19 protein-coding genes are annotated in these 18,247 nt (G+C 41.0%); 3 read left to right on the top strand and 16 right to left on the bottom strand.

Features of this window, described 5'->3' with window-relative positions; all coding sequences use genetic code 11:
* Positions 1–22: 22 nt before the first annotated feature.
* From carA to dnaK, 7 genes are all read right to left on the bottom strand, one after another.
* Entirely contained in the window at positions 23–1,180 is a 1,158-nt protein-coding gene (gene carA, locus OHT75_RS12465; RefSeq protein WP_264727753.1) for a glutamine-hydrolyzing carbamoyl-phosphate synthase small subunit, read from the bottom strand.
* A 173-nt stretch (positions 1,181–1,353) separates the two neighbouring features.
* Complete coding sequence (gene dapB / locus OHT75_RS12460; RefSeq protein WP_264727063.1) at positions 1,354–2,169, bottom strand: 4-hydroxy-tetrahydrodipicolinate reductase; 816 nt, start codon at positions 2,167–2,169, stop codon at positions 1,354–1,356.
* Between the two features lie 93 nt (positions 2,170–2,262).
* Positions 2,263–2,880, bottom strand: coding sequence for an FKBP-type peptidyl-prolyl cis-trans isomerase (locus OHT75_RS12455; protein ID WP_264727061.1), 618 nt, complete (start codon positions 2,878–2,880; stop codon positions 2,263–2,265).
* An 89-nt stretch (positions 2,881–2,969) separates the two neighbouring features.
* Positions 2,970–3,776, bottom strand: a complete 807-nt coding sequence (locus OHT75_RS12450) for a M48 family metallopeptidase (protein WP_264727058.1) — start codon at positions 3,774–3,776, stop codon at positions 2,970–2,972.
* 43 nt (positions 3,777–3,819) lie between these two features.
* On the bottom strand, positions 3,820–5,055 hold the full coding sequence (locus OHT75_RS12445) for a DEAD/DEAH box helicase (protein ID WP_264727056.1): 1,236 nt from the start codon (positions 5,053–5,055) through the stop codon (positions 3,820–3,822).
* Between the two features lie 133 nt (positions 5,056–5,188).
* Complete coding sequence (dnaJ, locus tag OHT75_RS12440) at positions 5,189–6,316, bottom strand: molecular chaperone DnaJ (protein WP_264727054.1); 1,128 nt, start codon at positions 6,314–6,316, stop codon at positions 5,189–5,191.
* A gap of 122 nt (positions 6,317–6,438) precedes the next feature.
* Positions 6,439–8,355, bottom strand: a complete 1,917-nt coding sequence (gene dnaK, locus OHT75_RS12435) for a molecular chaperone DnaK (protein ID WP_264727051.1) — start codon at positions 8,353–8,355, stop codon at positions 6,439–6,441.
* Between the two features lie 304 nt (positions 8,356–8,659).
* Between dnaK and OHT75_RS12430 the strand changes: the two genes are divergently transcribed.
* Positions 8,660–9,568 carry a DMT family transporter gene (locus OHT75_RS12430; RefSeq protein WP_264727049.1) on the top strand — a complete coding sequence of 303 codons (909 nt, stop codon included), beginning with the start codon at positions 8,660–8,662 and terminating at the stop codon, positions 9,566–9,568.
* Positions 9,569–9,683: 115 nt separating this feature from the next.
* On the top strand, positions 9,684–10,010 hold the full coding sequence (locus OHT75_RS12425) for a hypothetical protein (RefSeq protein WP_264727047.1): 327 nt from the start codon (positions 9,684–9,686) through the stop codon (positions 10,008–10,010).
* 395 nt (positions 10,011–10,405) lie between these two features.
* On the opposite strand, the gene OHT75_RS12420 is transcribed toward OHT75_RS12425, so the two are convergent.
* The gene (locus tag OHT75_RS12420) at positions 10,406–10,579 is read right to left on the bottom strand and encodes a hypothetical protein (RefSeq protein WP_264727045.1); all 174 of its coding nucleotides are present in this window, start codon (positions 10,577–10,579) and stop codon (positions 10,406–10,408) included.
* A 248-nt stretch (positions 10,580–10,827) separates the two neighbouring features.
* Here OHT75_RS12420 and OHT75_RS12415 point away from each other — a divergent pair, with 248 nt between their 5' ends.
* Positions 10,828–11,172 (top strand): DUF3634 family protein, encoded by a 345-nt coding sequence (locus OHT75_RS12415; protein WP_264727044.1) that lies wholly within the window; start codon positions 10,828–10,830, stop codon positions 11,170–11,172.
* An 82-nt stretch (positions 11,173–11,254) separates the two neighbouring features.
* Here the strand turns inward: OHT75_RS12415 and OHT75_RS12410 are convergent, their stop codons facing one another.
* From OHT75_RS12410 to OHT75_RS12375, 8 genes are all read right to left on the bottom strand, one after another.
* Positions 11,255–11,851 (bottom strand): DUF3833 domain-containing protein, encoded by a 597-nt coding sequence (locus OHT75_RS12410; RefSeq protein ID WP_264727043.1) that lies wholly within the window; start codon positions 11,849–11,851, stop codon positions 11,255–11,257.
* A gap of 2 nt (positions 11,852–11,853) precedes the next feature.
* Positions 11,854–12,474, bottom strand: a complete 621-nt coding sequence (locus OHT75_RS12405; protein WP_264727042.1) for a chalcone isomerase family protein — start codon at positions 12,472–12,474, stop codon at positions 11,854–11,856.
* 44 nt (positions 12,475–12,518) lie between these two features.
* Positions 12,519–13,019 carry a DUF2878 domain-containing protein gene (locus tag OHT75_RS12400; protein ID WP_264727041.1) on the bottom strand — a complete coding sequence of 167 codons (501 nt, stop codon included), beginning with the start codon at positions 13,017–13,019 and terminating at the stop codon, positions 12,519–12,521.
* Between the two features lie 292 nt (positions 13,020–13,311).
* Positions 13,312–14,547: an SAM-dependent methyltransferase gene (locus OHT75_RS12395; protein WP_264727040.1), complete on the bottom strand. Its 1,236-nt coding sequence runs from the start codon at positions 14,545–14,547 to the stop codon at positions 13,312–13,314.
* Between the two features lie 96 nt (positions 14,548–14,643).
* A complete protein-coding gene (locus OHT75_RS12390) occupies positions 14,644–15,462 on the bottom strand; it encodes a DUF1365 domain-containing protein (protein WP_264727039.1) in 819 nt (272 codons plus the stop codon).
* Positions 15,459–16,727, bottom strand: coding sequence for an NAD(P)/FAD-dependent oxidoreductase (locus OHT75_RS12385; RefSeq protein WP_264727038.1), 1,269 nt, complete (start codon positions 16,725–16,727; stop codon positions 15,459–15,461). The genes OHT75_RS12390 and OHT75_RS12385 overlap by 4 nt, the downstream gene beginning before the upstream one ends.
* Before the next feature lie 70 nt (positions 16,728–16,797).
* Positions 16,798–17,568, bottom strand: coding sequence for an SDR family NAD(P)-dependent oxidoreductase (locus OHT75_RS12380; protein WP_264727037.1), 771 nt, complete (start codon positions 17,566–17,568; stop codon positions 16,798–16,800).
* A 4-nt stretch (positions 17,569–17,572) separates the two neighbouring features.
* A complete protein-coding gene (locus OHT75_RS12375; RefSeq protein WP_264727035.1) occupies positions 17,573–18,046 on the bottom strand; it encodes a nuclear transport factor 2 family protein in 474 nt (157 codons plus the stop codon).
* Positions 18,047–18,247: the final 201 nt, after the last annotated feature.

Below are 18,247 nucleotides of genomic sequence, written 5' to 3'. Positions count from 1 at the left end.
GCTTCTCTCTTCTCCCAGATAACTACTTAGCGTGCTGACGATATTGTTCAATAAGCTCGATAAAATGATCGAACAGTGGCGCGGCATCGGTTGGCCCAGGGCTAGCTTCAGGGTGTCCCTGGAAACTAAATGCAGGCTTGTCGGTTAAATGGATACCTTGTAAAGAGCCATCAAACAGCGACTTGTGTGTCACTTTGATGTTGGCTGGCAATGTGGTTTCATCAGCAGCAAAACCGTGGTTTTGGCTGGTGATCATCACGTTACCTTTTTCGATATTGCTCACAGGGTGGTTAGCACCGTGGTGACCAAATTTCATCTTTAAGGTTTTAGCACCTGAGGCAAGTGCAAGTAACTGGTGACCTAAACAGATACCAAATACTGGAATTTCTGTTTTCAGAATTTCTTGAATCGCGGTGATGGCGTAATCACATGGCTCTGGATCGCCAGGACCATTTGATAAAAACACCCCATCTGGGTTCATTGCTAGCACATCTGCTGCAGGTGTTTTAGCTGGTACCACGGTAACATCACAACCACGGTCAACTAACATACGTAAAATATTACGTTTTACGCCGTAATCATAAGCAACAACTTTGTATTTCAATGCAGATTCTGGCGTGTCTGATGGTAAACCACCCACTAACTTCCAGCTACCGTTGCGCCATTGATAGGCTTTATCGGTAGTGACTTCTTTGGCTAAATCCATGCCTTTTAAGCCAGGGAATGCTTTTGCTTCCGCTAGGGCTTTTGCTTCGTCTAGGTCACCCACCATAATACAACCGGCTTGGGCACCTTTTTCACGCAGGATACGGGTTAACTTTCGGGTATCGATATCCGCTATACCAACGACATTATGCGCTTTTAAATAATCACTTAAAGATTGTTGGTTACGGAAGTTACTAGCAATTAACGGCAAATCGCGAATGATTAAACCACAAGCATGAACCGAGTCCGATTCTGTGTCTTCATCATTAGTACCGGTGTTACCGATATGCGGGTAGGTTAAAGTTACTATTTGGCGTGAATATGATGGATCCGTTAATATTTCTTGGTATCCGGTCATTGAAGTGTTAAACACCACTTCACCAACTGAAATACCTGATGCACCAATTGCAGTGCCAGAAAATACGGTTCCATCTTCGAGTACGAGTAAGGCAGACTGTGTCAACGCGACCTCCAGAAAAGAGCCAAGCCATTGAAATTATTTTATTTTATTTTGCACTAAGATACCAATTTCCGCTGTTTTACGAAATTTTGACAAATTTCGGCGATTTTACAGGAATTCCATAAAGTCGTCTATAGCGGTAAAACTGTTTTTCAAAAAAAACCACCATATCAATGGTGGTTTTTAATTTAATCATTTAGTCCAAGGACCTGCTGCATATCATACAGACCCGGATTTTGATCATATAGCCAATATGCAGCACGCATTGCGCCATTTGCAAATGTCATACGACTGGATGCTTTATGGGTAATCTCTAAACGCTCACCAATGTCGGCAAACATGGCGGTATGTTCACCGACTAAATCACCTGCACGAATAGTCGCAAAACCTATGGTGTCACGATCACGCTCACCAGTGATCCCTTCGCGGCCGTAAACAGCACACTTTTCAAGATCTCTGCCTAGCTTTTTAGCGATAACTTCGCCCATTTTAAGCGCGGTACCCGAAGGTGCATCTTTCTTAAAACGGTGGTGACCTTCAATGATTTCGATGTCGGTATAATCACCCATCACTTCAGCGGCAAGTTCGAGCAACTTCCACATTAAGTTAACGCCAACAGACATATTTGGCGCAAATACCACAGGAGTTTGCTCGGCATATGCGCCAATCAACTCTTTTTGAGCGTGATTAAAGCCTGTTGTTCCTATAACCATGGCTTTGCGGTTACGCGCACACCAGTCAAGATGAATAATTGAGGCTTCAGGCGAGGTAAAATCGATGAGTACATCAAAATCATTGATCACATTATCCAATGAATCAGTGATAGCAACATCCATTGAGCCAACGCCTGCGAGTTCGCCTGCATCAACACCTATTAAGGTGGAGCCTGAACGTTCTATGGCAGCGCCAAGACGGATGACTTCTTGATGTTTAGCTGATTCAATTAACGTGCGACCCATACGGCCACTGGCACCCACAACGGCGACTCTCACTTTTGCTGTCATATGTCCTCCCAGTGAAAGTCTGCAAAGCATCTTACACTTGATAAATCGGCTATATACAAAAACGCCTAAGATATCTTAGGCGTTAATTAACAATTAGATAATGTCTAACAATTCAACTTCAAACACTAATGCAGTGTAAGGAGGAATAGATGCGCCTGCACCACGTTCGCCATAGGCTAAGTGATGTGGTACGAATAACTTAAGCTTGGTACCCACTGGCATTAATTGTAATGCTTCAGTCCAACCAGCAATTACGCCAGATACAGGAAACTCAGCAGGTTGACCGCGAGTCACTGAGCTGTCAAATACTTCACCGTTTAGGAAAGTACCGTGGTAGTGAGTACGTACTGTTGAATCAATTGTTGGCTTTTCGCCATCACCTTGAACAAGGACTTCATATTGAAGACCTGAATCAGTGACAATTACACCATCACGTTTAGCGTTGTCAGCTAAAAATGCTTCAGCTTCTGCAGTTGCATTTTCTGCAGCCGCTTCTTGTGCAGCTTGTAAACGACGACTAATTTCTGTAAAAGCCGTTTGTAAGTCTTCCATAGACACTTGGCTTTCTTTACCAGAAAATGCATCCGCTAAACCAGCTTGAACAGCAGGGATATCGATGCCTTCAAAAGGGTTGGCGGCTAATTGCTCACCCATTTGACGACCTACACCATAACTTGCATGTTGCTCCATTGTGCTGAACACATCTGACATAATTTCTTTCTCTCATCTGGACAATTAAAAATTTTACGGAGTCTATCACATTTAAACCGCGCTTGCTGACAAAAAGCCGAACAAAATGACTATTTTGAACCGTTAATTTTACATTCAGTCAAAGACTGTTTTCGAGCTTGAGTATAAAGCGGCATAACGCGGTTTTGAGCCGCCTGCAAATCTTCTATTCGATGGCTGTGTGATGGATGGGTTGAAAGTAATTCGGGTCCTTGGCTACCACCGGCTTTAGCCATATTTTGCCAAAGTGTAACGCTCTCTTGTGGATTAAAACCTGCCTTAGCCATTAACTCTAAACCCACCATATCAGCTTCGCTTTCTTGATTTCGGCCAAAGGGCAAAATGATCCCAACTTGAGTGCCTAACCCTAAACCAGCCATATATAAATCTTTGTTGGCGACGCCACTTGCGCCTAACGCCGCATCAGCCACTTGCATGCCGATACCGGTAAGTTGTGAACGCGATACTTGCTCATTCCCATGCTGCGCCAATACGTGAGCAACTTCATGGCCCATTACCGTAGCCAGTTGATCTTGATTCACCGCCACATTTAATAAACCGGTATAAACGCCAATATGACCTCCGGGTAATGCAAAGGCGTTCACTTGTTCCGATTCAAATAACACCACTTCCCATTGCTGACTTTGATCGGGTAAAACCGCAGTGATCCTTTTGGCGATGCAATTCACGTATGCAGTTTTGTTTTTGTCTTGGCTAATTTTTTGATCTTTTTTCATTGCGGCAAAGGATTGTGCGCCCATTTGTTGCATCTGTGCGTCGGAGAATAATAAGGTTTGGCTTCTACCCGTGGGTGATTTAGTACTAACACAACCGACTAATAATGCGGTAATACACAGTGATAATGCCAATTTGTTCATTTTTACATCCTTTAAAAAATAATAGGTTTATCTAAAATCTACTTTATCGAGACCTTGCACGTTTAGCAAAATCACTTATGCTTTTTTTATTTGCCGTGCGGCGATTGGCTTGTTTGTCACGGGGGGGCCGTTTGCTGTTGGCATCAATCGGTTTATCGGTAACCGGAAAATCTGCCAACGTTTGCAGTGGTAAAGCTTGGCCAGTTAATTGCCTGATTGCCACTAAGACGGACAATTCAGCATGACACACTAACGAAAGCACAATGCCACTCAATCCAGCACGGGCTGTGCGGCCAACACGATGTATATAAGTGGTAGGTTGAGAAGGCAACTCAAAATTAATCACTACTGGCAAAGCCTCAATATGAATACCTCTAGCCAACACATCGGTTGCAATCAATACCGTCAATTGTTGTTGCTGAAACTGAGCCAATGTTTGCGCCCTAAGCTTTTGCTCTTTATCACCGTGCATGGCAGCTGCATTGATCCCGGCTTTTAACAGTTTTTTGCATAAAGCATCGGCATCATCTTTGGCATTAACAAACACCAATACTTGGCGCCATTGATGCAACTTTATCTGCTCAATAAGTACTTTAGCCTTACTGCCTTTATTCACATGATAAATACTTTGTACAATCTCTTCGACAGGATGATTTAAAGTGCTCGCTTCTATCCGAGCAAATGGCTTAGATAAAATATTACTGGCTAACTCCGCTAACGTTTCTGGCATGGTGGCAGAAAATAACAGGGTTTGTCTGGTTGGCATTAACGCCAGCAAGGCATTTAAATCATTAATAAACCCCATATCCAGCAAACGATCGGCTTCATCTAGCACTAATGTCTCTAAATCTGCAAAGTTAAGGGAATTCTGTTGTGCCAAAGCTAATAATCGCCCCGGTGTCGCGACAATAACATTAATGTGTTTTGTGAGGCGCTCTACTTGTAATGCGATATCTTCACCGCCACACAGCACCTCAAGTTTAAGATTCAGCGCCTGCGCAAGTGGCGATAAGCTTTGTCCCACTTGCGAGGCCAGTTCTCGTGTCGGCGCAATAATCACCGCAGACAAACTGTAACTATTTCGCTGCTGAATGATGCGATGCAATAAAGGCAAACCATAGGCGTAAGTTTTACCGCTGCCCGTTTGCGCTAATGCCAATACATCCTCACCAGACAACACCGCGGGAATAGCCTGTTGCTGTATCTGACTAGCGACCGACACGCTAGTAGGTAAGGCATTAACTAAACCGGAATGAAGAGAAAATGCAGTCAATTTCATCAATAGCGCCTGGTCACGAAGGGAAGGAATAGCCAATAATGAACAGATTATAACATTCACTTAAACAAAAAAGGCTGCTTACTTAAGTAAACAGCCTTGCTATTGATATTTGTTTTAGCCTAGCGAGTTGCGATTAGCTATTTAAATCTTGAAAGAACTTCTTCACGCCATCAAAAAAACCTTCCGCTTTTGGGCTGTGTTTTTTTGATTCACCAGTCAAGGTGGCTTCAAACTCACGTAATAATTCTTTTTGCTTTTCGTTTAGGTTAACCGGTGTTTCCATAACCACTTTACACAGTAGATCGCCTACTGCATGGCTACGCACAGATTTCACTCCTTTACCACGTAGGCGGAACATACGACCCGTTTGGGTTTCTGTTGGAATTTTCAGGCTAACTTTACCGTCCAGTGTTGGCACCTCAATCTCGCCGCCTAATGCCGCTTTACTGAATGAAATAGGCACTTCACAGTAAAGATTGTTGGCATCACGGGTGAAAATACTGTGCTCACGTACGCTCACCTGAACATATAAATCACCAGGAGGTGCACCAAACTCGCCCGCTTCACCTTCACCTGTTAAACGAATTCTGTCGCCGTTATCAACGCCAGCAGGAATTTTAACCGATAAGGTTTTGCTCTTTTCAACTCGGCCTTCACCATGACACTTGTTACAAGGGTCTTTGATGATTTTGCCGCGACCATGACACGTTGGACAAGCCTGTTGTACCGCAAAGAAGCCTTGACGCATTTGTACTTGGCCTTGACCATGACAAGTGCCGCAAGTGGTTGCTTGAGTGCCCTTTTTCGCGCCGCTGCCATCACAAAGATCACACGCAGCAAGTGTAGGTATGCGTAACTCTTTGGTTAAACCACGAACCGCTTCTTCAAGTGATAATTCTAAGTTGTAGCGTAAATCACTGCCACGTGCCGCTTGACGCTGACCACCACGGCGGCCACCGCCGAAGATATCACCAAAAACGTCGCCAAAAATATCACCGAAATCGCCTTGTCCACCATGGCCACCACCACGGTTAGGATCTACGCCAGCATGACCAAATTGATCATAAGCCGCTTTTTTATCGCTGTCGGTTAAAATTTCATAAGCTTCTTTTGCTTCTTTAAAGCTTGCTTCTGCCGCTTTATCACCAGGATTGCGATCAGGGTGAAATTTCATCGCTAAACGCTTGTAGGCTTTTTTAATTTCGCGCTCACTGGCATCACGACCGACACCGAGAACTTCGTAAAAATCACGCTTTGACATAGTGTTTTGCTTCTCGAAGGTTTGCTTAAAATGATTAAGAATATTGTGCAAACGGGCGTTAGAGGTAAGCCTCAACGCCCGCTTTATACTAACTAATTGCTTTTACTATAGAAAGTAACTAATTATTTTTTGTCGTCTTTCACTTCTTCAAACTCAGCGTCAACAACATCGTCAGCAGGGTTAGCTTGCTTGCCAGCATCAGTTGCTTGCTCTGCGCCGCCTTGTGCTTTAGCTTGAGCAATTTCCATTAACTTAGCAGAAGCTTCGATTAATGCTTGTGTCGCTTTATCAATGGCTTCTTTGTCATTGCTCTTCACTGCTGCATCAACGTCAGCCATTGCTGCTTCGATTTTCTCTTTGTCTTCTGCAGGTAAATCATCACCCGCTTCAGTGACTTGTTTCTTAGTAGAGTGAACTAAACCATCTGCTTGGTTGCGCGCTTGAACTAACTCTTCAAACTTGGCATCTTCATCAGCGTTAGCTTCAGCATCACGTACCATTTGCTCAACTTCTTCATCAGACAAACCTGAGTTAGCCTTAATGGTGATGTTTTGCGCTTTACCGGTTTTCTTGTCGGTTGCAGACACTTTTAAGATACCGTCAGCATCGATGTCAAAAGCGACTTCAATTTGTGGTTGACCACGAGGTGCTGGCTCAATACCTTCTAGGTTAAATTGACCTAAAGATTTATTGTAACTCGCTTGCTTACGCTCACCTTGAAGTACGTGAATGGTCACTGCACTTTGGTTGTCGTCAGCGGTAGAGAAAATTTGACTCGCTTTAGTCGGGATAGTGGTGTTCTTCTCGATAAGCTTAGTCATTACGCTACCCATGGTTTCAATACCAAATGATAACGGTGTTACGTCAAGTAATAGAACGTCTTTCACGTCACCAGAAAGTACGCCAGCTTGAATCGCTGCACCTACTGCAACCGCTTCATCTGGGTTAACGTCTTTACGAGGCTCTTTGCCAAAGAAGTTAGTTACCGCTTCTTGTACCTTAGGCATACGTGTTTGACCACCAACTAAGATAACCTCGTTGATGTCTGATACAGATAAATCAGCATCAGCTAACGCGACTTTTAACGGCTCTAAAGAACGTTGGATTAAGTCTTCAACTAATGACTCTAACTTAGCACGAGTGATTTTAACCACTAAATGCTTAGGACCTGTTGCATCAGCTGTGATGTAAGGTAAGTTAACTTCAGTTGAGTTAGTGCTTGATAATTCAATTTTCGCTTTTTCAGCCGCTTCTTTAAGACGTTGCATCGCTAATGGATCTTTACGTAGATCTAAGCCTTGGTCTTTTTTGAACTCGTCTGCTAAATAGTTAATTAAACGGTTATCGAAGTCTTCACCACCTAAGTGAGTGTCACCATTGGTTGCTAATACTTCGAATGTTTGATCACCGTCATTGCTGTCGATTTCGATGATTGAAATATCGAATGTACCACCACCTAAATCGTATACCGCAACAATGTTGTCGCCTTGCTTCTTATCAATACCATAGGCTAATGCCGCTGCTGTTGGCTCGTTGATAATACGCTTTACATCAAGACCCGCGATACGACCAGCATCTTTTGTTGCTTGACGTTGTGAATCGTTAAAGTAAGCAGGAACCGTAATGACCGCTTCAGTCACTTCTTCACCTAAAAAGTCTTCTGCAGTTTTTTTCATCTTTTTCAAGATTTCAGCAGACACTTGTGGCGGTGCCATTTTGTTACCACGTTGCTCAACCCATGCATCGCCATTATCTGCAGCGATAATTTTGAAAGGCATGATGTCAACATCGCGCTGAACTTCGTCATCTTTAAAACGACGACCAATTAAACGCTTGATTGCGAAAAAAGTGTTCGCAGGGTTTGTCACTGCTTGGCGTTTTGCAGGCTGGCCTACAATTGTTTCATCATCGGTATAAGCAACAATAGAAGGGGTTGTACGATCGCCTTCTGCGTTTTCAATTACGCGTGCTTTACCGCCATCAAGGACAGCCACACATGAATTTGTTGTGCCTAAGTCGATACCAATAATTTTGCCCATGAGGTCCTCCGGAAATTGACGATATTCGTCATAAATTTGTTGTCTGATATTGATATGGGGGACGCTGAGATTATTTCAAGCATTTATTTGCGCTAAAATCTTGGCTTTTTTTACCGCCCAAATCTTTCTTACCAATGTATATAGGGGCGGGAATTTCATTTACAAGGGGAGACATTAAAAATTTATGCTGTTTTCCTAATATGAGTTATGGGAAAATGCCAAAATTGGATATTGCATACAATTTGTATGTTATTATTTACCTTCCTAAGCACTATTACCACTATTCATTTTTGAGGGTGTCATCTTGAACTCAACCCAAATCGCCTACCTATATGGTTTAAGCGCGGTGTTTTTATGGTCAACGGTCGCCGTAGCATTCAAAGTTGCGCTGGGTTATTTCACGCCCTTACAACTGGTCTTAGTGGCAGTGCTAACGTCTGTGGTAGCACTGAGTATTATTTTGTTGATGCAAGGTAAACTCAACTTAGTGAGCCGCCAGTTTTTACAGCGGCCTACATTTTATCTGATCAGCGGGATGTTAAATCCATTTCTTTACTATTATGTGCTTTTTGCTGCTTATGATTTGTTACCTGCACAACAAGCTCAGTCATTAAATTACACTTGGGCTATTTTGTTGCCTCTCCTGTCCGTTCCCTTTTTAGGTCACTCGCTGAGTAAAATCGACATAATTGCTGCCATTATTGCTTATGTTGGTGTGTTTATTATCGCTACAGGCGGAAACATTACCACAATGAACTTTGATAGCCCCGTCGGTATTTTACTTGCTTTGTTGAGTACGGTTTTATGGTGTTTATATTGGATTTTCAACACTAAAGATAATGGCAATGCGATTGTCAGCTTACTGCTTAGCTTTACGCTAGGATTGCCGTTTATTGTTATCACACTTTTATTAACTGATACGCTACCAAGTTTGTCTACAAAAGGCTTACTTGCAGGTATGTATGTTGGGCTATTTGAAATGGGCGTCACATTTGCTTTGTGGTTGATGGCATTAAAAAACACTAATAAAGCAGCCAATATGAGCACCATGGCATTTTTAACACCCGTGTTATCTATCTGTTTTATAAGCTGGATATTAAAAGAAAATATCGCAACAGCAACGTATCTTGGTCTTGGTTTTATCCTGCTGGCCCTTGCACTGCAAAAACTGCTTCCTCATGTTATTTGTAAATTCGAATCACAATTGACATAAACATCACTAAACAGTTGAAAAAATAATCATATCTCACTATAACTATACTTATCTTAGCGGTATTTAATTGCCGCTATATTGCAACTGAGTCAGCAGAAATGGAGAGGTGATGGCAATGGGATTGCCTAGATGGAACTTATCAAATAAAAATGAACGTTTGTTTCGGATCATAGTTCTGACCATTGTTAGTTTCGTTTTGGTTTATGAAAAAATCTATGGTTCAAGCTCAACTCAATATGCAGCCATGTACTTGTGTGTATTTTCTTTAGTCGGCACATTCTTATCGAATGCGGTACAAAAACGCTACTTCACTTCTGTCATGGAATATGCGCAAGTATTCAGAATTGTTGCCTTGCTGATGATGCTATGCTTTTTAATTATTTGGGTTTACGTCACGATAGAGAGAGTATCCCAAGCATCATTGCTTACAGGTATCGTCTGAGTCTGAGTATAAGAGTCATTTGAGTATTGATCTTCTCAGATAACTCAATGCAGCTGTATTTAGGCGTATTGATCTTTGTTTGTTTTTTATCAACAAAGATAAACTCGCCCTAATGTTCATTTAAACGTGACACTTTTGAAAGTCGACAAAACCTAATTCAGCACAATTCAAATACAATTCAAATACAATTCAAGCCAAGAGGTAAATGATTGATTGTTAAAATATCAATCAGATACTTACAGTGAATCTTTAATTTCGTGCCGACAATAAAGCGGGTTTGAGTTCCAATGTCGCTCGCTCCCCTATCATTGGAGCGTATAGCATATAAACTCAACGCTACTAGCTATAAAAAGCGCTGTATATATAACGTTTAACCGTGCTGAGGTTAATTTAGACTACTTCAGTGAGGGAACTTTATTTTGCAGTAATTGCTGTTGCATATGGCGCCAGCCATTAGAAATAGTAGAAAGGTGTTCACGACGTTCAGGAAACTGATTTGCAAGATTATTCATTGTGATAATTTGTAATTCACACAATTCATTCCAACGCTTAGCATTTGATATCGACATAACATTATCCTTAATGAGATAAAAATCCATTTACCGTGCCTAAACAAGTAACAGTTTGATTGCTTAATTAGTGCAAAATACAAACTTGAACCTGATGTAATAAAAATGTAACACAGCTTTTCAGTTTGCGCCAATAACAGAAATTAATATTCTTGCTAAACACCACTTTTTTAGTAAAAAAAGATTGCACCTGCGATAATCAAGCGTATCTTAACTATAAGAATAACAAAGCTTAAAGGACGCTTAACATGACAGAAACTGTATTCAAAATTTTATTTATCGTGGTGTTATTTTTTCTTGCTTACAAGCTAATTTTTTCAGGTAAACGTGGGTTAACGCTATTTGAAATGCATTTCAAACAAGGGCGTTTGAATAAACATAAAGGTAAAATTCCGGAAAAATTTGAACGAGAATGTCGTGCCTTTGCTAAAGAACACAAACTGACCTGCACTGTTCGCGCTGAAAAAGATAATCAGGTTAGATTACATGTATCGGCCAATGTTGGTGACAGCTTAACTCAGCAAATCAGAAATATATTCCCATTTGAATATTATGATAAAAAGCACATCGACAATTCAAAGCTCAAGGGATAAAACGACTTGAGCAGATAAAAAGTTAGTATTACCTTTACATTCAACCAGATAACCTGAATTCGATTTATTTATCACATTCAGGTTATTTTTTTTGTATTACTAAGGTGACTTCAGCTACTTTAATGCCAAACTTGTTAATGTCGCTTTTGTTGATAATGGTTTTGTTATCAACTAAAAACATCCAATCATCAAATTCAACTTCATACTCACTGCCATCGACCAATAATTTCATGTCATAACGCCAGCGCAGTGCACTACCATTGGCCTCACCTTTGGCGACACCCAAAATATCATCAGCTCGGCCTTCAAACTGGCCATTTCCTAGATCGGTTAGATACCAGATTCGAATTTGCTTTTCACCATCGTCATAAACAAACCACTCCTTTAACTCACCTTTATTGCCTTGCCAACTGCCTTCCATAGTAACGGTAAATTTACGAGTAACCTTGCCAGAATAATCCTGCACTATGCCTGCTGCAGTTAATTCACCATCAAAAAAAGCAGCTAAATTTAATGATGGAGTGGTATTAGAGTAATCCTCAATTGATGCCGATGAACAAGAAAACAAGCTTATACAAGCAAGTATCGCGACGCTTTTTTTTAGCCACTTAAAACGAGTTAGACTTAAAAAAGGCCCTTTATTGATAACTGCAAATGCTGGCTTTAGCACAATATTCATTATTATTTTGCTCCAATTAACTGTTTACGCAATTTCGGATGAGTGGTTTTTTCTGATAACCAAATTCCGATAAATGCTTCACTAAAGCGTTGATCTGCTAGTTGATAAAACGGTTTATCGTTGAATAAAAATTCAGCTTGTTGTTCATTATGGATAATGAAACTTAAGCGATCATTTTGTTTCACATCAGGCCATGCAGAGGTGAGGTGCGACTTAATTTGATTAATTTCGGCACTAGAAATACCATTTTCATGCCATTGGTCGATCGTGGCGTCGATCAATTCTTGCGCTGAAATATCGCGGTGATATTCGATATCGAGCATTAATGGAAAACGTCTTGGTTGATAAATACCATCAATGGAATACAGCTTGGCTAAATACACATCAAACCACAGCACATCCATATCAGCCTCACCGACTTGGATAAGTTTTAATGGCACATCAGTGTCAGTTGAAGAACCTGACAACGGTTGTTTTGCGTTTGTTGTCTGCGACTCAAACTTATCTTGGTTGGGCTGGTTATAATCAATCGAAGCTTGATATTTTGCCAATGCAATCTGCGGAGTTGCTAACATTGTGATTAATAATATTTGCCCTAATCGCCATCTATTTTCAATGTGCATGCCATTACTCCGCTAACCTAAACATGATTGGGTATCATTAATGATTACTTCAATCGCGCTGCTATAGTCATTGATACGGGAAATAACACACACCAGATCACAATAAGAATAGCGACAGAGTAAACTGTACCTAACGGAAGTGTCACAGCACCCAAATTAGCACCAGCAAGATAACTTAAGCTCCCTGATACGCCTCCCAGTATCACTTGCAAAGGTAAGCGTAATTTGTGTGCAAATGCCAAACTAGAATTTAAAGTAAGGGCAAAAAAACACCATAATAATGCCAGCCATAATGGGGGAGTTGAAAACTCAAAGACACCAAAATGAACCAGACTTATGTCGACAACAATGCCTAATGAACTTACCGCTAACAGCACTAATAAATCACTTTTTTTGTTCTTTGATACAGCAAAATGAAGTAATACTATCAGTATCGATATGATAATAAATTGGTTTTGATACAACACCCCAAGCCACCAAATGCATTGAAAACAGAGGGCGTTAAACACTACAGATAACGTCGATGGGGATACGGTAGAATGCATCTTTAATCCTTCACATGTATCCTAGGGCGTGTTTATCTTTGTTGATAAATTATGCAGTAGGCGATTTTCTGTCAGGCAATCACAAATGAACGCTGTTTAGCCCGTTAAATGAGTGAATATGTGAGCAGAATGACTGGGAAATAGCCTCTGCCCTTCGGGTTGAGGCTAAAATGACGTTATACTGCGTTGGATAATCTTGACGTCGGGCGACTATGCCCGCAGTTATCCGCCTTGCCTAAAGTCATTTTATCTCTCAACATAAAAAATAAACCAAGATAAACACGCCCGATTGTTAGCATCGATAACCTGGTCTTACTGCGGTTAAATGTACTGTACTGGTTGTGCGCTCTAAGAAGCCACCTTCACAATAACTTAAATAAAACTTCCACATCCTGATAAAGTCATCACCGTAACCTAATTCAGTAATGGTTTGTTTGGCGTGGTCAAAATTATCATGCCAGTGCTTCAATGTACGTGCGTAATCCAGACCAATGTCATCAATAGACCATATCACCATATCGGTTTTATTCGCGATATGACGCGACATCTCGCTAATTGATGGCAAGCAACCACCTGGAAAAATGTAACGTTGAATAAAATCGACACTTTTGCGATAACTATCATAACGTTGATCGGCAATGGTGATCGCTTGAATAAGCAGTTTTCCTTCTGGCTTTAACAAATGTTGAAGCTTTTCAAAAAATCCCGGTAGATATTCATGGCCAACGGCTTCGATCATTTCAATCGATACCACACGATCATATTCACCAGTCAGCTCACGGTAATCTTGCTTTAACAAGGTGACTTTGTCGGCTAAACCTTCGCTGTTAACTCGTGCAACGGCATAGTCATACTGGGCATCCGAAATAGTGGTTGTGGTGACAGTAACGCCATAATGTTTAGCAGCATAAATGGCTAACGCGCCCCACCCCGTGCCCACTTCTAAAAGCGTCTGCCCCGGTTGTAACTCTAAACGCTGGCATATGGTGTCTAATTTGTGTAACTGCGCTTGTGCAAGACACGCATCATCTGTGGGATAAATTGCACTGGAATACATCATTTCAGGATCTAAAAATGTTTGGTACATATCATTGCCCAAATCATAATGGGCAAGAATATTTCTTTTGGATCCAGATTGAGAGTTTCGATTAAACACATGTTTAATCCGATTAATTCCATTACTCAACCATGAGAAATAACGTTCAATGTTATCTAGCAGCGCTAAGTTTCTAGCAAACACTTGAACAACTTTAGTTAGGTCTGGACTACACCAGTGTCCTTGTATATAAGCTTCGCCAGCACCAATGGACCCGCCAAATACGACTTGACGATAAAAGCTAGGATGCTGAACTTGCATGGTGGCATGTAATGCGCTGTTGTGATCACCAAATACATGGGATTGAGTGCCATCAACTATGGTTAATTGCCCCTGAGCGAGATGCGCTAAAGCGCGCAATAAAATCTTTTTTGCCAAGCTGTCTGATAACGAGGCCTGAGCAATACTGCTTTGGGTTGCGATGTTGTCCATGTCTGGCTCCATTTAAAAACAAGGTAGTTTTTTAATAATAACGATCAATACGTCCATGAAAGTGTTTTGGATTCATTTTTGAAGTTAAATCAGCATTTAAGTTGGCAGCTTCACTTTGGGTTTGCCGACAAAAGGGATCCGCTTAACAAATAGCTTCATAGCCTGCCAATAAATACCCATGACAATTTTTACTGTCATCAAAGGATAGCCCAATACGAAGCGCTGTATATTCTTAGGAGTAAATGGTAAGCGGGTTAATGCGATAGTGGCGTCAAATAATTTAGCATTTTGGTCATTACGATTCTCAATAGTCACTTTAAAATGCTTTTGTGGCGGAACTATGCGCCATAAATAGTGCATATCTAAGGTCATAAACGGAGACACGTGGAATACTTTATCGGTATGTGTGGTATTGGCTAAATCAACCAAATAACAATGGCGTTCGTTCCAGGGAGTGTTGCTGACCTCAGCTAGCATATATAACGGAGTATCACCCTGATAACAAAAAAAGAAGTTAACGGGACTAAAATAAAACCCAAAGTGACGGACTTGACCACAAAACACCACTCGATTACAGGCGTGTTGTGCCCCTAAATGCTTTATGGTTGTGAGGGCGCGTATTTTTAAAGCGTCTACAGATGGCAAATGTGTTGATTTGAATTGCAACGCAAAATCTTCACCAAACTGCTTATCAATACTATTGAGATAATCTTCAGCTTTAAAGGTTAATAATGCCCAGTTGTGGTCAAATAATTTAGACGAACTGTATAACTGCGGCAATTCATCTAAATCAAGCGCCATCATGGCAATATCGTAACCAAAACTGTGGCGTTTAGGCACATGCCTTCTGTGGCTGACTTTGCCATAATAAATACCACTATTTAAGCCACTGGTTTCAACCGAGCTATCGGTCATAAACTGATCCCAAATTGATTACACACATCTACAGCGCTTCTGACGCCATCTTCATGGAAGCCGTTATACCAATAGGCACCCGCGAAGTAGGTATGACGCTTTCCAGATATTAAGGTACGTTTTAATTGTGCCCGCATGCTCGCCTCATTAAAAACAGGATGGGCATAATTAAATTTACGTAATATTTTGCTTTCATCGATTAATTCGGTTTGATTCAAGGTAACACAAAATGTCGGGGCAGTTTTTGGTAATCGCTGCAAAATATTCATATTATAGGTCACGCTAGCAGGTCTATCTGCCATGGCAACATCGTCATCACCGTCTAAACGGTAATTCCAACTTGCCCAAGCCGCTCGTCGTTTAGGCAATAAGTTAATATCGGTGTGTAATACCACTTCATTATTCTGATATTCCATAGCCGATAAAATGTGTTGTTCATCAATACTCGGATCGCTCAACATTGCCAATGCTTGATCGCTATGGCAGGCTAAAATAACATCATCAAAATGCTGCCAGTCGCCATTAGCAATTTTTACCTTTACCCCTTCATCATCACGCACAATGCTGCTAACTGGGCTATTTAAAAGAATATTATCTTTGAAAGGTTCAATCAGTGCGGGGATGTAGCTTCTCGAACCACCTTTTAATACCGACCACTGAGGACGGTCGCTGATATTGAGCAAACCATGGTGTTGAAAGAAACGGATAAAAAAGCGTAATGCAAAAGCGCGCATATCGTTAATACTTGAGGACCAAATTGCCGCCCCCATAGGCAAAATGTAATGCTCGCAGAAAAAATCGCTAAATTGATGCTGGTCAAGGTATTCGCCCAAGCTGATCTCGGGGTAATTATCAGATTCATAAATCGCTTTGCAGCTATTATTGAACCGCACTATCTCTGCCAGAAAACGATAAAAACTAGGACGCAGTATATTGCGTTTCTGGGCAAATAAGCTCCAAAGGGTATGGCCGTTATATTCAAGACCAGTAAGGGCATTGTGAACACTAAAGCTCATTTGTGTTGGCAACGACTCTACGCCTAATTTAGCCATTAACTTTTCAAAACGAGGATAAGTTCTGTCATTGAATACGATAAAGCCTGTGTCGATAGCATAGTTTTCGCCATCGACTTCAACGTCCACTGTAGCGGTGTGACCGCCAATATAATCATTTGCTTCAAATACAGTGACATGATGCTTACTGCTCAGTAAATGCGCGCAGGTTAACCCAGAGACACCCGTTCCAATTACGGCAATTTTTTTCATTGTTGTTTTTCTCCACTATCCCATTCACGCTAATAAGGGGTATACGTATTTATTGCAAATGAGATCGTTGTTATTTTGTCGATTTCTCTGCGAGTATTTTAATTAATAATTTTTCAGGCAACCAAGATAAACACTTCAATATAAAGGTAAACCTTCTAGGGAAGTGGATCTCAAACTGACGTTTGACCATACCTTCAAAAATCCGCTGTGCGGCTTGCTCGCTGCTCACCCGCATTGGCATAGCAAAATCATTTTTGTCTGTTAGTGGGGTCTTCACAAAACCAGGACAAATCACGCTCACACCGATCTGCTTTTTGGGTTTTGCTGCCAAATCCAATCGCAAGCTTCGTCCTAAATAACTTATCGCCGCTTTAGATGCGCCATAAGCTTCCGCTCGTGGAAAGGGTAAATAAGTTGCACTGGAACTCATTAGCCCCAGCTGTCCCCCTGTTGCCATTAATGGCAAAAAAGCTTCAATACAATAACCAATTGCAATTAAATTGGTGGTAATGACTCGGCTAAATAGCGATGAATCAAATTCAAAGACATTCTCAATGTACTCACACGTGCCGGCATTGAGTATCACTTGAACAAGTGATAAATCATGTTGTACAAGGTGTTGCTTTAAGGCCGCACTTGCAGCGGTGACTTGTTGTGGTTCAGTAATATCAAATGTCAAAAAATGATGAGTATTTAATTGATTAAGTATCGACTCATTTCTGCCGCATGCAATGACATGAAAACCTTGGGATGTATAGTAATTGACACAGGCTAGGCCAATACCCGATGTTGCACCGGTAATCAGTACCGCCTGAGAAGATGCTGCGCGCTGCGTATTCATAAATTCAACCTATGCGTTTATTTAGCATATTGATTAACCCACCTAACAGCGGTACGTGTTGATAAAGCATCTGACCTGCATCGAAATAATCCCGATGAAAATATATTTTGTCATTAAATTTAAGCAAACTTGAACCATCAACATGAATCGTTTGCCCCTTATTTAATTTAGGATGCGAATAGCTCATCACCCAATAAAGTGATGCCTGATGCTGGCATTCACTCAAGAGTATTTGATGAATATCAAACTCAATGTGAGTAATGTTTTGGTACAAATTAGTAAAGTAATCCGTTAGTGCTGTCATTCCATAAACCTGATGCAACGGATCTTGAAAATGCACATCTGAACTGTAGATTTCCGTTAATCGTTGCAAATTATCTTTATTCAACTGTTGGTAAAGCCGAATAAATTGGCCAACAATTTCAGGCACCTTGTCATCAGGTAACGTAAGTTCGGTTACATTTGACCTATTTTGCATATTTTGCTCTCTTATCTCGTTCGCACGTTAACCATAAAACGCAATGTAATAAATTACAATGTCTTATATCACAACAACATATATTACTTTTTAGGGGATAAAATATGCGTTATATCACTTACAAAAAATACGGTAATAAGAGAGAAAAAGATCAAAAAAAAGCACTTAATATTTTAAGTGCTTTTTTGGCAGACAAATCGA

This window comes from Shewanella subflava (genome assembly GCF_025971955.1).
Taxonomy (GTDB): Bacteria; Pseudomonadota; Gammaproteobacteria; order Enterobacterales; family Shewanellaceae; genus Shewanella; species Shewanella subflava.
Note: the sequence above shows the minus strand (reverse complement) of the source record. Positions and strands in the feature narration are given on the sequence as shown.

What these genes read in the sequence shown, in the direction of transcription:
- OHT75_RS12415 (WP_264727044.1), top strand. Translation starts at nt 10,828, where the DNA reads ATGACAGAAACTGTATTCAAAATTTTATTTATCGTGGTGTTATTTTTT.
- dapB (WP_264727063.1), bottom strand. Translation starts at nt 2,169, where the DNA reads ATGACAGCAAAAGTGAGAGTCGCCGTTGTGGGTGCCAGTGGCCGTATG.
- OHT75_RS12390 (WP_264727039.1), bottom strand. Translation starts at nt 15,462, where the DNA reads ATGACCGATAGCTCGGTTGAAACCAGTGGCTTAAATAGTGGTATTTAT.
- OHT75_RS12455 (WP_264727061.1), bottom strand. Translation starts at nt 2,880, where the DNA reads ATGTCAGATGTGTTCAGCACAATGGAGCAACATGCAAGTTATGGTGTA.
- OHT75_RS12420 (WP_264727045.1), bottom strand. Translation starts at nt 10,579, where the DNA reads ATGTCGATATCAAATGCTAAGCGTTGGAATGAATTGTGTGAATTACAA.
- OHT75_RS12425 (WP_264727047.1), top strand. Translation starts at nt 9,684, where the DNA reads ATGGGATTGCCTAGATGGAACTTATCAAATAAAAATGAACGTTTGTTT.
- OHT75_RS12405 (WP_264727042.1), bottom strand. Translation starts at nt 12,474, where the DNA reads ATGCACATTGAAAATAGATGGCGATTAGGGCAAATATTATTAATCACA.
- OHT75_RS12375 (WP_264727035.1), bottom strand. Translation starts at nt 18,046, where the DNA reads ATGCAAAATAGGTCAAATGTAACCGAACTTACGTTACCTGATGACAAG.
- OHT75_RS12395 (WP_264727040.1), bottom strand. Translation starts at nt 14,547, where the DNA reads ATGGACAACATCGCAACCCAAAGCAGTATTGCTCAGGCCTCGTTATCA.
- OHT75_RS12445 (WP_264727056.1), bottom strand. Translation starts at nt 5,055, where the DNA reads ATGAAATTGACTGCATTTTCTCTTCATTCCGGTTTAGTTAATGCCTTA.
- dnaJ (WP_264727054.1), bottom strand. Translation starts at nt 6,316, where the DNA reads ATGTCAAAGCGTGATTTTTACGAAGTTCTCGGTGTCGGTCGTGATGCC.
- OHT75_RS12410 (WP_264727043.1), bottom strand. Translation starts at nt 11,851, where the DNA reads ATGAATATTGTGCTAAAGCCAGCATTTGCAGTTATCAATAAAGGGCCT.
- OHT75_RS12380 (WP_264727037.1), bottom strand. Translation starts at nt 17,568, where the DNA reads ATGAATACGCAGCGCGCAGCATCTTCTCAGGCGGTACTGATTACCGGT.
- dnaK (WP_264727051.1), bottom strand. Translation starts at nt 8,355, where the DNA reads ATGGGCAAAATTATTGGTATCGACTTAGGCACAACAAATTCATGTGTG.
- OHT75_RS12450 (WP_264727058.1), bottom strand. Translation starts at nt 3,776, where the DNA reads ATGAACAAATTGGCATTATCACTGTGTATTACCGCATTATTAGTCGGT.
- OHT75_RS12385 (WP_264727038.1), bottom strand. Translation starts at nt 16,727, where the DNA reads ATGAAAAAAATTGCCGTAATTGGAACGGGTGTCTCTGGGTTAACCTGC.
- OHT75_RS12400 (WP_264727041.1), bottom strand. Translation starts at nt 13,019, where the DNA reads ATGCATTCTACCGTATCCCCATCGACGTTATCTGTAGTGTTTAACGCC.